Annotated in this window: 16 protein-coding genes, 1 pseudogene and 1 riboswitch; of the genes and pseudogenes, 12 read left to right on the top strand and 5 right to left on the bottom strand. The window is 44.9% G+C overall.

Features of this window, described 5'->3' with window-relative positions; genetic code table 11:
• Positions 1-54: 54 nt before the first annotated feature.
• Positions 55-852 (bottom strand): DUF3153 domain-containing protein, encoded by a 798-nt coding sequence (locus tag HFV01_RS13380; protein WP_006669183.1) that lies wholly within the window; start codon positions 850-852, stop codon positions 55-57.
• 83 nt (positions 853-935) lie between these two features.
• Positions 936-1751 carry a carbohydrate ABC transporter permease gene (locus HFV01_RS13375; protein WP_006625684.1) on the bottom strand — a complete coding sequence of 272 codons (816 nt, stop codon included), beginning with the start codon at positions 1749-1751 and terminating at the stop codon, positions 936-938.
• Positions 1752-2245: 494 nt separating this feature from the next.
• Here HFV01_RS13375 and HFV01_RS13370 point away from each other — a divergent pair.
• Positions 2246-2638 (top strand): annotated as a pseudogene (locus tag HFV01_RS13370) (zinc ribbon domain-containing protein); the annotation flags it as partial.
• 141 nt (positions 2639-2779) lie between these two features.
• Positions 2780-3475, top strand: a complete 696-nt coding sequence (locus tag HFV01_RS13365; RefSeq protein ID WP_006625681.1) for an aldehyde oxygenase (deformylating) — start codon at positions 2780-2782, stop codon at positions 3473-3475.
• Between the two features lie 79 nt (positions 3476-3554).
• On the opposite strand, the gene HFV01_RS13360 is transcribed toward HFV01_RS13365, so the two are convergent.
• Positions 3555-3701 carry a hypothetical protein gene (locus tag HFV01_RS13360; RefSeq protein WP_006625680.1) on the bottom strand — a complete coding sequence of 49 codons (147 nt, stop codon included), beginning with the start codon at positions 3699-3701 and terminating at the stop codon, positions 3555-3557.
• Between the two features lie 681 nt (positions 3702-4382).
• On the opposite strand from HFV01_RS13360, the gene HFV01_RS13355 reads away from it, so the two are divergent.
• From HFV01_RS13355 to HFV01_RS13345, 5 genes are all read left to right on the top strand, one after another.
• Complete coding sequence (locus HFV01_RS13355; protein WP_108614909.1) at positions 4383-5009, top strand: IS607 family transposase; 627 nt, start codon at positions 4383-4385, stop codon at positions 5007-5009.
• Positions 4990-5376: a transposase gene (locus tag HFV01_RS30645; RefSeq protein WP_228116588.1), complete on the top strand. Its 387-nt coding sequence runs from the start codon at positions 4990-4992 to the stop codon at positions 5374-5376. The genes HFV01_RS13355 and HFV01_RS30645 overlap by 20 nt, the downstream gene beginning before the upstream one ends.
• A gap of 87 nt (positions 5377-5463) precedes the next feature.
• On the top strand, positions 5464-5907 hold the full coding sequence (locus HFV01_RS30640; RefSeq protein ID WP_006625676.1) for a hypothetical protein: 444 nt from the start codon (positions 5464-5466) through the stop codon (positions 5905-5907).
• Positions 5876-6088, top strand: coding sequence for a zinc ribbon domain-containing protein (locus tag HFV01_RS30635; RefSeq protein WP_228116544.1), 213 nt, complete (start codon positions 5876-5878; stop codon positions 6086-6088). The genes HFV01_RS30640 and HFV01_RS30635 overlap by 32 nt, the downstream gene beginning before the upstream one ends.
• A 303-nt stretch (positions 6089-6391) precedes the next feature.
• On the top strand, positions 6392-7411 hold the full coding sequence (locus HFV01_RS13345) for a long-chain acyl-[acyl-carrier-protein] reductase (RefSeq protein ID WP_006625675.1): 1020 nt from the start codon (positions 6392-6394) through the stop codon (positions 7409-7411).
• 512 nt (positions 7412-7923) lie between these two features.
• Here the strand turns inward: HFV01_RS13345 and iscB are convergent.
• Both iscB and HFV01_RS13335 read right to left on the bottom strand, forming a co-directional pair.
• Positions 7924-9195 (bottom strand): RNA-guided endonuclease IscB, encoded by a 1272-nt coding sequence (gene iscB / locus HFV01_RS13340; protein WP_193521188.1) that lies wholly within the window; start codon positions 9193-9195, stop codon positions 7924-7926.
• Between the two features lie 312 nt (positions 9196-9507).
• On the bottom strand, positions 9508-10710 hold the full coding sequence (locus HFV01_RS13335; protein ID WP_006625671.1) for an argininosuccinate synthase: 1203 nt from the start codon (positions 10708-10710) through the stop codon (positions 9508-9510).
• A gap of 122 nt (positions 10711-10832) precedes the next feature.
• Between HFV01_RS13335 and HFV01_RS13330 the strand changes: the two genes are divergently transcribed.
• The 5 genes from HFV01_RS13330 (at position 10833) to HFV01_RS13310 (ending at position 14695) form a co-directional block, all read left to right on the top strand.
• Entirely contained in the window at positions 10833-11759 is a 927-nt protein-coding gene (locus tag HFV01_RS13330) for a glycosyltransferase family 2 protein (protein ID WP_006670832.1), read from the top strand.
• A 43-nt stretch (positions 11760-11802) separates the two neighbouring features.
• A riboswitch (cobalamin riboswitch) is annotated at positions 11803-11963 on the top strand.
• Positions 11964-11983: 20 nt separating this feature from the next.
• Positions 11984-12739, top strand: coding sequence for an energy-coupling factor ABC transporter permease (locus tag HFV01_RS13325; RefSeq protein WP_187758634.1), 756 nt, complete (start codon positions 11984-11986; stop codon positions 12737-12739).
• Between the two features lie 8 nt (positions 12740-12747).
• A complete protein-coding gene (locus HFV01_RS13320; protein ID WP_006625667.1) occupies positions 12748-13056 on the top strand; it encodes an energy-coupling factor ABC transporter substrate-binding protein in 309 nt (102 codons plus the stop codon).
• On the top strand, positions 13057-13860 hold the full coding sequence (cbiQ, locus tag HFV01_RS13315) for a cobalt ECF transporter T component CbiQ (protein ID WP_006625666.1): 804 nt from the start codon (positions 13057-13059) through the stop codon (positions 13858-13860).
• Positions 13844-14695: an energy-coupling factor ABC transporter ATP-binding protein gene (locus HFV01_RS13310; RefSeq protein WP_006625665.1), complete on the top strand. Its 852-nt coding sequence runs from the start codon at positions 13844-13846 to the stop codon at positions 14693-14695. Before cbiQ ends, HFV01_RS13310 begins: the two co-directional genes overlap by 17 nt.
• Positions 14696-14702: the final 7 nt, after the last annotated feature.

Genomic DNA, 14702 nt, shown 5'->3' with positions numbered 1-14702 from the left:
TAAAAAACGAGTCTTTAAAACTACAGTCATCACCATAGTAAAATTTACCCAGTTTTAGCTATCCGAGGTAAGAGGTTGATTATTATTGGCGGCTGGTGTGACAGTCGGTGATAACAGTCGATACTTCAGCAGGAAGCCAAAATATGCGAAAACGGCAATGATAGCTGTACCAATACCTACAGGACTAGGAACCCAGAAAATGGCTTCGAGTCGGTTAATCTCTCCAGGTTTGAGAGTCCATACTACCAACTTGCCGTTTTCTTCTGTGGTCGGGTTGGAGTCAGAGTCGGGGTTGCCGTCTCCTATGACCCGCGCCCCCCAAGGAGTAATCAGCCTAAATTCTAGGTCGATCAGGTTTTCTGCCCCAACAATAACGTTATCCTCGCTGGCTACTAGGGCTAGGGATGTTAGGTCTAATTCTAGGTTAATCCGATTACGCAGAGCAAATATTAAGTTATTTTGCTTTAAACGCAAATCTGAGGCAAATTGTGGTAGTTGCCCTTCTGTAGCCGGAAGCGATCGGCTAGAGGGGGGGGTCATGGGGTTAAAAAAGGCGCTAAATTTTTTCTGCAAATCTGCCCCATTGTCAAAGGGGATAGTAACTTCAATCTCCTGATTGGACAATTGTTTAGCTTTACCGTTGAGAAGTTTGGCGCGACGACGCAGACTCGGAAGCCACTCATCTAAAGCGTCAGATCCGAAGTTAGTCACTCCTTCGGCTAACCGGATATGCTGGACAATTTTGCCGTGGGTCTGATCAGAAAATTCAATCCCTATATCGGAGTGAACACATCCCCCCAGCATCAGGGAAACTAAACAACTGATGATCAGAACTCGCAATCGTTTCAACATCCAACTTGGCCTCACCAGAAAATCGGCTGCTCATCTGTTTCTCATCAAACCCGATCGCCAAACCATTGTCAATTGCTGAGGGGTTAATTTTTAATTCCTGTGGTAGCAATGCCTCGGATGAACTGTCGCTGACCCAACAGGAATAAGATCACCACGGGGACAGTGGCAATAACTACGGCGGCCATTAGTAGTTGCCAACTGCTGGTAAACTGTTCCTGAAATTCGGCTAAAGCTAGTTGTACGGTTCTTAACTCGGGTCTGGTGGTAAATACCAAGGGCTTGAATAAATCATTCCATTCGCCAATGAAGGTAAATAGAAACAGGGTTACTAGGGCAGGACGGGCTAGGGGTAGCATAATTTGGGTGAGAATTTGCCAACGGTTGGCCCCGTCAATGGTGGCCGCTTCCTCTAAGGCTACGGGAATGGTGATGAAATATTGGCGTAACAGAAAAATCCCGAAGCCATTGACGGCTGTGGGTAGGATTAAAGCCCAGTAGGAGTTGAGTAAATGACCCCATTTGAGGACGAGAAAAATGGGAACTACTAATAATTGAAAGGGAATGACCAAAGTCGCCAACACTACTAAGACGATCGCCTGGCGGCCGCGAAATTTGAGTCGCGCTAAGGCATAACCCGCTAAGGCTGAGGTGATCACCTGAAAGGCGGTTACAGATAAGGCGACAAAGGTGGAATTGGCGAAGGCTAACAGGAAGTTACCCCGCTGCCATGCCTCTTGGTAGTTTTTCAGGGTAAGCTGAGAACTCTCGACGGCACTAGGTTCTGATAGGGAGGATCCTACCACAATCACTAGGGGTAGTAGGACAATGGCCGCCCCCACCAGTAACAACAACAGGGTCAGTACCTGAAAAAAAGTAGTCCAGTTTACAGATTTTTTCATAAAGTTGAGTTATAAGGCGATCGCTAATTGGATTAAGATAAACTTATCAAAAATGCTATGATCATTAAGTTTAACTGGGTAGGTCAGGAACTAATCCTAGAAAATCCTACAAAGTTGGTCAATTCCTGGAATAAATAGATAAAGTAAACTATAAAGATCCTAATGCTTGCTGATGCTCAAGGCCATTGAGTTGGTCAGATACCATGATTGTGTGTGTCTGGATTATCAGTATAATGGCCAATAAGGAGTGAGGCAAGCTATAAAATAGACGATTTTTCGACCCCACTGTACGGTCAGGCAGATCGAAACAGGTTCTCGGGAATGAGAGCATGATTTAATCTCAAATTAGGTTAACATTTTACGGCAATACGGTATAATACCAAGTATGGTGCGAGACCTTCGGGTATGAAATCGAGCTGAAATGGGCGAAATAACTACCCGGTGAGGACTTCAACCCCTTGGTTGATTGGGTCGCATCCCTAGCCATCCCATAACACAGCCTGATTTTTTTGCCCCCCTTCGAGACTTCCAATATGGTTGCCAAGGTGAAGCGTCTAATCAGGTCTAAGACTGCCCGCGCCATGCTGAAATGGGCGCATTATCGATTCAAACTAACCCTGAGACATAAGCGCGGAAATAACTGAACAGTTGTAGATGTGACCGAAGAATACACCAGCAAAACCTGTACTCACTGTGGTCATGTCCATTCCCAGCTAGGTGGCTCAAAAGTGTTCCGATGTCCGGAGTGGGGGTTCACTCTACCACGGGACTGGAACGGTGCTTTTGGAATCTTTCTAAAAGCTTTGCGGGATACCGCCTCTGTTACCTTAACGGGTAATAGTGCTATCGTCGCATTGTCCGGGAACAACCGGATAAATGTCGCGTAAATGTATCAGATATCGACCTCTGGGTATCTGGCTTTTGAGTTAGATGTGTAAGTCGGATCGCTGAACCAAGAATTCCACTGTTAAGGGGCGTGGGAGTGTCAAGAACAGCTCATTTGTTTGTTACCAGGAGAAATCTAATTTATGCCACAGCTTGAAACAATTACTGAACTGGACTTTCAAAACGAAACCTATAAAGATGCCTATAGCCGGATTAATGCGATCGTAATTGAAGGTGAGCAGGAAGCATCTGATAATTACATCAAACTGGGTGAAATGCTACCTGAAGAACGGGAAGAGCTAATTCGTCTGTCGAAAATGGAAAAGCGTCATAAGAAAGGGTTTCAGGCTTGTGGTCGCAACCTGGAAGTTACCCCAGACATGGACTTTGGCCGTGAGTTCTTTGCTAAACTTCATGGTAATTTCCAAAAGGCGGCGGCTGAAGGTAAGTTGGTGACTTGTTTGCTGATCCAATCTTTAATTATTGAAAGTTTTGCGATCGCTGCTTACAACATCTATATCCCTGTGGCTGATCCCTTTGCTCGCAAAATTACCGAAGGCGTGGTTAAAGATGAGTACGAGCATCTGAACTTTGGCGAGGAGTGGCTGAAAGCTCACTTTGAGGAGTCCAAAGCTGAACTAGAAGAAGCTAACCGCCAAAACCTACCCCTGGTCTGGAAAATGCTTAACCAGGTGGAAAAAGATGCCAGTATCCTGGGAATGGAGAAAGAAGCCTTAATTGAGGACTTCATGATTGCCTATGGGGAAGCTCTGAGCAATATTGGTTTCACTACCCGCGATATTATGCGGATGTCTGCTTATGGTTTGGCAGGAGTTTAACTTAGTCAGGTTGAGATTTTGAACAAAAACGGTCGGTGCGGTCGGTGAGCTCCGCCGAACTGATCGCAGCCGAACCGCGCTAACAGGTGGGATCTGCGATCGCCAGAGTCTTAGTCGTCATAGCCTTATCAGAAAAAATGGGTTGAAAACCTCGTCCTTTTAGGGCGACTTGGTGTGAACATAAATTTAATTCGTTGACTTTGGGAACGCCGGAAACAAGAGACACTCCGTAATCCCTAAAACTCTAGCCATCACTGGTAGAAAATCTTTCATCGTCAGTCCAAATGGCCAGAGCGAAGTCAAAATCAAATAGGGTAGGGCATACCCGGATTTACGCTTGGGGAGTATTCTTGAAGAGTGCTTACTGTAAAAGGTGTAGTCAGATACGACATGAAACTGTAAGACCAAAACTAACGAGGGTTAGTGGAGGCAGGATTCAGCCCAAGAATCCCCATGCCTTTAGGCTGGGGACAAGGGTTCAGATTACCGGACTACGGGAACGCCATGAGATACCCGGCTACCAAATGTTGTCCCCCGCTCTGATTTTCAATGACCAGGCTTGTCATCTTTCCGTTCCGTTTCATTGTGTACAGCGCGAAACGGAACCCGGATCAAAATGTTGTGGCGGTTGATTTGGGTATCAATACCACAGCAACAGTCACAGTCGTAACCTTTGACGGCACTGTAATCCATCGTGAATTAATTCACCCTGGACCAGACATAGATCGTCGATATCAGCGACTCGAGTCTGTGGCAATGCGGGCCCTAATGACGATGGGAAAAGGAGGGAAACTTCACAAAGGCTTCTGCGCCCAGACGTGCTTGCTAGTAACAAAAAACTTACTCAAACCTACACACAAACCCAAAACCTTGTACTATGCAAACAACCACAATAACCGGAGTTAAAGTGCCAAAATATGTTACACCGAAGGAAGCCGGAGAAATCTTCTCCGTCAGCGTTGCCACCTTGCGAAGATGGGAAAAACTCGGCGCAATTAAAGCCGTTCGTACCGTTGGCAACCAACGAAGATACATCATCGAAGAAGCCGAGAAACATTCATGCATTGTCTGTTACGCAAGAGTCAGCACCCATTCCCAAAAGGATGACCTCACTAGACAAGCTGAATTTCTACGCAGCGCATACCCAACAGCAGAAGTTATTACAGAAGTTGGCAGTGGACTCAATTTTAAACGGCGAAAGTTCCTCGCTATATTGGAACGAATATACGAAGGAAATATCGGCACACTTGTCATCGCTCACGCCGATAGACTGGTCCGTTTCGGATTTCCACTCATTGAATGGTTATGTGCAAAAAGTGGATGTGAACTCGTGGTTCTCAGGAAAAAGAGTCTCTCTCCAGAACAAGAACTCGTTAGCGATATCTTGTCCATCCTCCACTGTTTCTCTGCTCGGCTTTACGGACTACGAAAGTACGAAAAACAAGCCCGTCAAGAACTTCAAAAAGAAACCCCGTCATCAGACAAGCCAGATGACTCCAAACAGTTTGAGCCAAGTGAGATTGTATCCTTGTAAAGAATTACACACCGTTGGGAAACGTTGGTTAGCAGCTTATAGGTGGATTTATAACCAGACCATTGCTACTTGGAAACAAGGGGTTCAAGGGAGCTGTTTTGACTGCCAAAAGTTAGTCAGAAATAGTGACAAACCGGAATGGGTAAAATCTTTACCAGGACATCAATTACCGGAAGCAGTAGCCGATGCTTTCGATGCTTTTAAACCAGCCAAAGTCAACCAAGGTAAAGTCCAATTAAAGTCCTGTAGGGCACCATCTCAAATCATTAAATTCAAGGTGAATAACTTTAAAAAAGGGACGTATCCCCGTTTAACTAAAGGTTTAACCTTTACTTCACCTCAAGCTCTACCTAAGAATTGCCTTTAGGTCACACAACTAAAATACGCAAGGGGTAAATGGTATGGTTGTTTTCCAGAGCATCAAGAGCGGGAAACAACAGAGCCAGAGCGAGTTATGGCTTTAGCTCCTGGCCTTCGCTCCTTTTTGGTGGGTTATGATGGTGAATCAATTACTGAATTTGCCACTAATGATATTAGCAAAATCAATCGCCTTTGCTACCATGTAGACGTGTTAATGAGCCAGATTAGTCAATGTCAAATCAAACGAAAACGATATCGAATGCGTAAAGCTTCTCATCGAATGCGCGAGCGTATTCGTAAGCTAGTGGACGATTTACATAAGAAAGTCGCTCATGTCTTGGTTAATCACTATAAACTTATCTTTCTTCCTACTTTTAATTCGAGTGAAATGGTTGTCAAATATCGTAGAAAGCTCAACTCTAAGTCAGCGAGACACTTGTTAACTTGGAGTCACTACATATTTTCTAAACGTCTCATGCAACAAGCAGAAAGAAAAGGTGTTTTAGTTGTCCGCGCTGAAGGAAAGTTATACCTCTAAAACCTGCCCCCATTGTGGTCAAATCCATGAGAAACTAGGGGGAAGTAAGGTTTTGAAATGTCCTAATTGCGGCTATACAGCACCCCGTGACTGGGTAGGCGCACGAAACATTATGCTTCGTGCTTTGCCGGCTACTGCCGTTGTCTTCCAAGACAATGCGATACTTTTTCAATCGGCGTAAAGCTTTAATAAGTTTTATACAGGTTTGAGAAGGTTAAATGTAGCACTCAGGCGAGTCCGGGATTAGCATTATGACACCCCCACCTCGCGCCGGAGCCGGTGGGGAGAGCTTTATTCGGAATTGCTGGCACTATGGGCAGGTTGGTGATAAGATTAAACATAAAATCACAAGCAAACCTGCTCCTTTGCAGGTAAAATTAATTTCTATGGTCCGGCATCGACTCATACAGCTCGTGCCGGGAGATGGGTAAATAAAATAGCCTCCCCCAAGAGGATGTTAACTCAAAAATAACTCAATCGAATCATGTTTGGTCTCATCGGTCATCTTACCAGTTTGGAACACGCCCAGGTTGTAGCTCGGGATTTGGGTTATGCAGAATATGCTGATCAAGGTCTGGATTTTTGGTGCAGCGCACCACCCGTAATTGTTGAGGATCTTAAGGTAACAAGTATTACGGGTCAGGTAATTGAGGGTAGGTATGTAGAGTCTTGCTTCTTACCCGAAATGTTGGCTACTAACCGCATGAAAGCTGCTACTCGCAAAATTATTAATGCTATGGCTCATGCTCAAAAAAATGGCATTAATATTACGGCTTTGGGGGGTTTTTCTTCGATTATTTTGGAGAGATTTAATTTGGATCAACTGGGTAGAATTCGCAACATTAAGTTGGAGTTTGAGCGCTTCACTACCGGAAACACCCACACGGCTTATATTATTTGCCGTCAAGTGGAACAAGCAGCGCCGAAATTGGGAATAGATTTGTCTAAGGCTACTGTGGCTGTTTGTGGCGCTACCGGAGATATTGGCAGTGCGGTCTGTCGGTGGCTAAATGGCAGACTTGATGTGGCTGAAATACTATTGATTGCTCGCGATCGCCAAAGACTCCAAAACCTACAAGCTGAATTGGGACGGGGTAAAATTATGGCTTTAGATGAAGCATTACCCCAGGCTGATATCGTGGTTTGGGTCGCTAGTATGCCACAGGGGGTGGAAATTGACCCGGAAGTTTTGAAAAAACCTTGTTTGTTGATTGATGGGGGCTACCCTAAAAATATGGCAACTAAGTTTCAAAGTCCCGGTGTTCATGTCCTGTCTGGGGGCATTGTGGAACACGCTTTAGATATTGACTGGAAAATTATGAAAATTGTCAATATGAATGTTCCCGGTCGCCAGCTATTCGCCTGTTTTGCCGAATCTATGTTATTAGAATTTGAGTCTATATATACCAATTTTTCTTGGGGCCGAAATCAAATCACTTTGGATAAAATGGATATGATTGGTCGGATGTCTATTAAACATGGTTTTAAACCACTGATGCTATAACTTTTCCCCCTCCTCACCCGCTACCCTCCAACTCGGTTAAACTCCCAATTTCGGGTGAGGATCTCATTATTATTTATGGCTTTGGGGGGTATGCACAAAATGTCGTTTTTGTCAAGGTCGGTAAAAATAGCCTAGGTATTTTCCCGAAAAACTCGTGAATCGTGAATTTAAATTTTTGCCGGGAGAATAATTTTAACCGCGATACAATCAGGGTTTCGGGCTTTATTTTATCCAATAGACACAGAAAGCCCTTGGTAGCAATTTCTGTAAGCAAACCACAACCCCCATAATCTCGTCAACTTTTGGCGAGCAATTTTCCCTAAAATTGTATTAATTCTTAACAATCTTTGCCAAAAACAATCTATTTGGTTGTATGAATTAGCAAAACTTATGTAAAATCCCATAAGTAGGGGGTGGGCGAGTTTCACGTAAACCTCTTGGGAGCGTGGAAGCCCCGTGTCTTTAGACCGGGGAGGAAACGCGACAGGGGGACTTTAGTCCCCGTCAATCTTTCAAGCATAGGCGTAACCATCCTTCCTGTGAATGGGTTGGCAGTATTTGTGGCTGATGCCTGCCACCCGTACAGAAGCGGTGGTAATATCAAAACTACCAGACGCACGGCAGAGAACCCGTCCTAGATATGAGCCAATTTTCTTCCCCGCTGTGACCAGTACCGTCACCATGTCGCCAGTCTGAAAGCCTTTATGAATTTGCCTCCTGGAGCGGTGACGAGTGGGGAATCCGTACTTATTCGTCCCGCACATCTGACGGGTTCCATGCCCCTTTGCTAAAATCAGCAACGGTTTTGAAGTCAGAACTTCGAGTGATTCGACTGGTCCAACACAGGCAGCATCAAGCCAGTGAGCTTTAGGTAGGTTGAGCCTCAGTCGATTGAACTTCGTTTGTCCGCCCGTTCCTGTGGTAACTGGGAGTCCTGTTGCTTTGAGAGCCTTGAACAAGGCCCATCGGGTCGAGTTAACGGCAGCCGCATCTTTAAGGGGTGATTTGGCCTGCCTGAGAAGACGACTCAGGACATCAGGCTGGCCCGATAAAAAATCCCGAATGTCTCCATTGCCTTTGGCTTGATTGCATGAGTGGCAAGCCATCGTCAGGTTAGAAACCCGGTCAGAGCCACCCTTAGACCGAGGCTGGATCTGCTCAACTTCAAGTGGTACATTTTGAGCCCCGCAGTAAGCACAGGTTCTGCCCCACTTGAACAACAGGTATTCCCTGATTTCATAGCCTTGTAATTCTCCCTGCTGATACTCAACACCTGAAATCTCAGGGTTTTCCATCAATTGCAGGTCGAACCGTACTAGCTCTTGGGTAATGCGGCCAACTGGGGCAAGTCTACGAAATCGGTGAACCCAGGTCATTAGAGTATCTACTCGATGCTGCCAGCTGGGAGCTAACCAACCTTCGGGACGAGTCCGATTCAAGAACCGAGCTGGTCGATATCGGGTCTTGCGGTTTCGTCGAGAACGTCGGAGTTGACGACGAGAGAGCAATGCTTCTTTAATCTGCTGTCCTCGGTGCTGCAACTCGGCAGCAAAGATAATATGATTCCCTTGCTTCAAGGCAATTCCAGTGACTTTAGAGCCTGGGTCTAATTTGAGTTCGAGGGGTTCAGGATTAGCGTCAACCTCCTTGTTTAGAATAATGGTGAATGGGTAGCGTCGAAATACCGATGCTTTCCCGGCTTTGAGCAGTGATCGTGCCATCCCTGGCTTGCACGGTGTCAGGGGCTTGCGGTTGGTATCTAAAACGAAAATATGGTTAGACATTGTTGCGTCTGTTCTGATTGCTCGTAACGTTTGCGCTTGCGCTAACGCGCACGCTGCGCGAACGCTAATGTTCAGAGTCGGTACTTTCCAAATCGCACTGTCTTAACCCCTTAGAACTGTTTAACGATTTGGTTCTAGTGCCTGGAACTAGCACGCATTCCAGGGTAGGAACTTTAACTCTTGCTCGCTCACGTAGCCAGTTAAGGCTTAAGCTGGTCAGCTACCTGAAAGCGGGGGGCACGAAGCCCCCGTGCTTCAGCCGGGGGTGCTGACTTAACTGTAGAACCCGCCCCAATAATTGACAATTAAATCTTACTCTCTGATTTTTTCGGACCAAACGCGAGTGGGAAGACCCCAAACATAGATAAATCCTTCGGCGGCTTTGTGGTCAAATACATCTTCAGAACCGTAAGTAGCCAGGTCAAGGCTGTAGAGGGATTTGTCAGACTGGCGACCGACAATGTTGCAATTGCCTTTAAACAGTTTGACCCGTACAGTGCCGCTGACCCGTTCTTGAGTTTGTTTGATAAAGGCATCGATCGCACCTTTGAGGGGACTAAACCAGAGGCCATTATAGACAATTTGGCTATAGGTTTCCTCAATACCGCGTTTATAGCGGGTGACATCAGAAGTGAGAACCAGACTTTCAAGATCTCGGTGAGCCTGAATGAGTACAACCATGGCAGGGGATTCGTAAACTTCCCGAGATTTAATACCTACCAAACGATTCTCGATCATATCAATGCGTCCGATACCGTGGTTTCCGGCGATCGCATTTAAGCGAGAGATGAGGTCAACGCCGTTGAGTGCTTCCCCATTGAGGCTAACAGGAATGCCAGATTGAAAGCCAATTTCTAAATATTCTGGCTGGTCAGGAGTATCAGCGATCGCTTTAGTCATCCCATAGACATCCTCTGGGGGTTCAACCCAGGGGTCTTCCAGAGGTCCAGCTTCGATCGCCATACCAAGCAAGTTGCGATCGAGACTGTAGGGGGAAGACTTTTTAACGGGGAAGGAAATGCCAAATTTTTCCCCATAAGCGATCGTCTCTTCCCGACTCATACCCCATTCCCTAGCCGGAGCTAAAATCTTAATATTAGGGTTGAGAGCGCCGATAGAGACATCAAAGCGGACCTGATCATTGCCTTTTCCCGTGCAACCGTGAGCGATCGCATCTGCTCCGTATTTTTCGGCAACTTCCACCAAAACCTGAGCAATCAAAGGACGTGCTAAAGCCGTAGCCAGGGGGTAGCGGTTCTCATACAAAGCATTAGCTTGAATAGCCGGAAAAGCAAACTCCTGTACAAATCGCTGTTGTACATCAATCACTAAAGACTCACTCGCGCCAGAGTCGAGGGCCTTTTGTTTCACTGGTCCTAGTTCATCACCTTGTCCCAAGTCAACCGCCACAGTAATTACTTCAGCTACCCCAAACTCATTTTTGAGATAAGGAATACAGACAGAGGTATCTACACCACCAGAGTAGGCAAGTACAGCTTTTTCAGCGCGACCCATAATCTACCAAAGCTCCTAGATCAACAAACATTTCATTATCACCCCAATCGCCACCATTGAAAAGTAAGGCTGTAACAATTAGGTTATAGTTGCAGAGCATCGCCAACTGTCCCAGAAAATATATGTTTTTTAGCGTTGTTATCCCTACCTATAACCGTTTGCCGATTTTACAGAAGTGTCTGAGAGCATTGGAAAATCAAACCTATAGCGCCGCCGTGACTGGCTATGAGGTGGTGTTAGTCGATGATGGTTCCACTGATGGGACTGTGGAATGGTTGGGAACTAACACCCTCGAATTTCCCCATCTTCGCATCTACCAGCAAGACCACCAGGGACCAGCGGCGGCGCGAAATTTGGGAGTTGAACAGGCGAGGGGAGATCTGATTGTTTTTATCGATAGTGATTTGGTGGTAACTGATAGCTTTCTTGCCGCTCACGCTACCGCCTTAATTGCCAACTCTCAAAAAAGCGATCGCATCTTTACCTATGGTCGAGTTGTGAATACCTGCAATTTTGAAAATCCCACCACAGAACCCTATAAAATCACCGATTTTTCTGCCGCTTATTTTGCCACCGGAAATGTGGCGATCGCCCGCCATTGGCTAATCGAAGCCGGATTATTTGACCCTAAATTTCAGCTTTATGGTTGGGAAGACCTGGAACTAGGAGTTAGGCTAAAAAAATTAGGCTTAAAATTAATCAAATGCCCCGCCGCCGTCGGATATCATTGGCATCCCCCCTTTAACTTAGACCAAATACCCGCCCTAATTGAAAAAGAAAAACAAAGAGGCAGAATGGGGGTAGTTTTCTATCAAAAACATCCTACCTGGTCAGTCAAAATGATGATTCAAATGACCATTTTGCATCGGATACTCTGGGGCATTTTATCCCTAAGAGGTCAACTCAATGAAAGGACCATGGCGCATTTTTTACAGTGGTTAATTAATCGTGGTCAGCCTCAATTAGCCTTAGAAATTTCTCGGATTTTTTTAAATTGGTATAACGTCCAAGCCGTCCAACAATATTGGGCCAGGCGAGAGCAAACTTAATTAAATATTTGCCAGCTTGGTTCACTGTTGACCTACACATGATACAATAGCGCCAACTATAGGTTCTAGTGGGGAACAGCCACTAGGAGTAATGGGGAAAGTTCGGTGTAAATCCGGCGCTGTCCCGCAACTGTAATCAGATTTCCGGCTAATTTGTCCACCCCATCTGTGAGTCAGGATGCCCGCCTATAGTTATTTCTCACTCACAAATCTGCGAGGTACAGATGAGCAAAAATCATCGAATGATACACCTAATCGCCATGATTGGGTTAACATTTTATTTGGTAATAGGTGCAGCCACTCCAGCTCAAGCAATGCACATTATGGAAGGTTTTTTACCTATTACCTGGTCAATTTTTTGGTGGGTGTTAATCATCCCTTTCTGGGTTATTGGTTTTCAAAAACTCACCAAAATTACCCGAAACAACCCCGAACTAAAGCTATTAATTGCCCTAGCAGGAGCCTTTACGTTTGTCCTGTCAGCTCTAAAAATCCCCTCAGTTACAGGGAGTTGTTCTCACCCCACCGGAACCGGATTAGGAGTGGTTTTATTCGGACCGTCAGTGATGACAGTTTTAGGCAGTTTAGTCCTACTTTTCCAAGCCGTATTACTCGCTCACGGCGGTTTAACTACCTTGGGAGCTAATGTATTTTCTATGGCGATTGTCGGCCCTTGGGTTGCCTATGGCATTTATCAACTATTCTGCCAATTTAACCAACAAAAGTTAGGTATTTTCTTCGCAGCAGCCTTGGGAAGTTTAGCCACTTATTTAATTACCTCCATACAGTTAGCCGTAGCTTTTCCGGCTGCTTCTGGGGGGGTTATGGCTTCCTTTATCAAATTTGCGGGGATTTTTGCAGTCACTCAAATTCCCCTATCAATTAGTGAGGGACTATTAACGCTGGTAGTTTGGAATTGGTTAGAGTCCTACGCCTCAGAAGAACTGCAAACCTTGAAAATTGGGAAAGCTAATAGCTAAGTAAAATCATGACACCAACTTCTGATAAACCTGTAAAAAATGGCAATTTGTGGATGATTTTAGCTGTCGTTATTTTATCGGTAACGCCGCTAATTTTTATCCGAGGAGATTATGAGGGAGCCGATGAACAAGCCGAAAATCTCATCGGCGAAATTCAACCCAATTATCAACCCTGGTTTGAACCTATCTTAGAAGTTCCCAGTGGCGAAATTGAGAGCCTGTTATTTGTTTCTCAAGCTGCTATTGGTGCGGGTATCGTCGGCTATGTGATTGGCTTATATAAAGGCCGTAAACAAGGCAAAAATCGCTCATCCTAAATGTACCATCAAATTGATGCGATCGCCTATACCAATCGGTTAAGGTATTTACCCTCAGAACATAAGTTAGCCTTTGCCGCCATCCTGTTTTGTCTCAGTTTGGCGGCTCCCCCCCTCCTGCAAATATTGATCACCATTTGGGTGACAATTTGGGTCGTGATTTACGCTAAAATTCCCCTAGGAATTTATCTGAAATTGCAAGCCATCCCCTTCAGTTTTTGGTTAACTAGCATTCCCGCCTTACTATTGGGGGTGGTTAATTCAGCTAATATTGAATTAATTAAAACTGATATTATCTGGGAATTTAACCTAGGTAATATCTTGATATATTTCAGTAATCAAGGAATGCAACAAGCTGGTTTTCTACTAACTCGCTCCCTAGTTTTAAGCTCCTGTATGTATTTTCTTTTACTCACTACCCCCTTCGTCGAAATCATTAGAATTTTCCGTAAGATTGGCTGTCCCAGTTTAATCACAGAACTATTAATGTTAATGTATCGGTTTATTTTTATGTTAACTGAAACCGCTAGTCAATTATTAATCGCTCAACAGGTTCGTATCGGTTATGGTGACTGGAAAACTACAATCCGCAGTTTAGGAATTGTCACCAGTCAACTACTCCAACAAACCCTAGAAAATTATCGACAAATTTGTTTAGGATTAACCGCGCGGGGGTTTAACGGAGAGTTGCGGGTTTGGTCGGTTTCTCGCCATCAATCCAACCCTCGATATACCTGGGAAGGATGTTGTGGTTGTCTACTATTATTGGTGATTATTGGATGGTTGTATGTCATCGGAATTTGAGTTACTAGAATTTGATAATGTTCAGTATACTTACCCCGGTAGTCAGCAGCCAACTCTGGAAAATATCACTTGTCAATTTGGTAGATATCAGCGTTATGCTGTCATTGGACGTAATGGCTGCGGAAAAACTACCTTATTTCGATTAGCTAATGGGTTATATCGTCCTCAGTCCGGGGTGATTAGTTGGCGAGGTCAACCGCTACAATATAAACGGCGATGGTTGAATCAATTGCGCCAAAAGGTGGGTTTAGTGTTCCCAAATCCTGAACAGCAGTTAGTAGCAACTACCGTGTCAGAAGATATTTCCTATGGCTTGTGTAATTTGGGTTTATCTACCTCAGAAATTGCTCAACGGGTGCGCCAAATTTTGGCTGAATTTGATTTAGTGGGTTTGGCGGATTTCCCGATTAATTATCTGAGTTTGGGGCAGAAAAAAAGGGTGTCAATTGCTGATATAATGGTGTTGCAGCCACAACTCTTGTTTTTGGATGAACCTACGGCTTATCTTGACTCCTATCAAGTTACTAATTTTCACTGCTTATTAAATCAGATTCAACAGCGAGGAACTACTGTGGTTATCGCTACTCATAATTTGGATTTTGTCGAAGCCTGGGCGGATTGGGTTTTGGTACTTGATAGGGGAAAACTGGCTTTTCAAGGTACACCAGAAGCCGTTTTTAGTCAAAGTCAACAACTCCAAGATTTAGGTTTGGGGGTTCCTTTAGTGGGGGATTTAATTAATTGGTTACAAGCTGAGAATATGGCTTTATCTCAACCACAGTTAAATCAGATTCAGCAACAGATACGCGATCGCTATTGGCGGTCAAATTCTTAAAATTTGG

Origin of the sequence: Limnospira fusiformis SAG 85.79, assembly GCF_012516315.1 — a bacterium.
Lineage (GTDB): Bacteria > Cyanobacteriota > Cyanobacteriia > Cyanobacteriales > Microcoleaceae > Limnospira > Limnospira fusiformis.
The sequence above is the reverse complement of the archived record's forward strand: the minus strand, read 5'-3'. Positions and strand labels throughout refer to the sequence as shown.

Coding starts and splice junctions, on each gene's coding strand:
- iscB (WP_193521188.1), bottom strand. CDS start 9,195: ATGTCTAACCATATTTTCGTTTTAGATACCAACCGCAAGCCCCTGACA.
- HFV01_RS30640 (WP_006625676.1), top strand. CDS start 5,464: ATGGCTTTAGCTCCTGGCCTTCGCTCCTTTTTGGTGGGTTATGATGGT.
- HFV01_RS13365 (WP_006625681.1), top strand. CDS start 2,780: ATGCCACAGCTTGAAACAATTACTGAACTGGACTTTCAAAACGAAACC.
- HFV01_RS13310 (WP_006625665.1), top strand. CDS start 13,844: ATGTCATCGGAATTTGAGTTACTAGAATTTGATAATGTTCAGTATACT.
- cbiQ (WP_006625666.1), top strand. CDS start 13,057: ATGTACCATCAAATTGATGCGATCGCCTATACCAATCGGTTAAGGTAT.
- HFV01_RS13320 (WP_006625667.1), top strand. CDS start 12,748: ATGACACCAACTTCTGATAAACCTGTAAAAAATGGCAATTTGTGGATG.
- HFV01_RS13330 (WP_006670832.1), top strand. CDS start 10,833: ATGTTTTTTAGCGTTGTTATCCCTACCTATAACCGTTTGCCGATTTTA.
- HFV01_RS13375 (WP_006625684.1), bottom strand. CDS start 1,751: ATGAAAAAATCTGTAAACTGGACTACTTTTTTTCAGGTACTGACCCTG.
- HFV01_RS13325 (WP_187758634.1), top strand. CDS start 11,984: ATGAGCAAAAATCATCGAATGATACACCTAATCGCCATGATTGGGTTA.
- HFV01_RS13345 (WP_006625675.1), top strand. CDS start 6,392: ATGTTTGGTCTCATCGGTCATCTTACCAGTTTGGAACACGCCCAGGTT.
- HFV01_RS13335 (WP_006625671.1), bottom strand. CDS start 10,710: ATGGGTCGCGCTGAAAAAGCTGTACTTGCCTACTCTGGTGGTGTAGAT.
- HFV01_RS13380 (WP_006669183.1), bottom strand. CDS start 852: ATGTTGAAACGATTGCGAGTTCTGATCATCAGTTGTTTAGTTTCCCTG.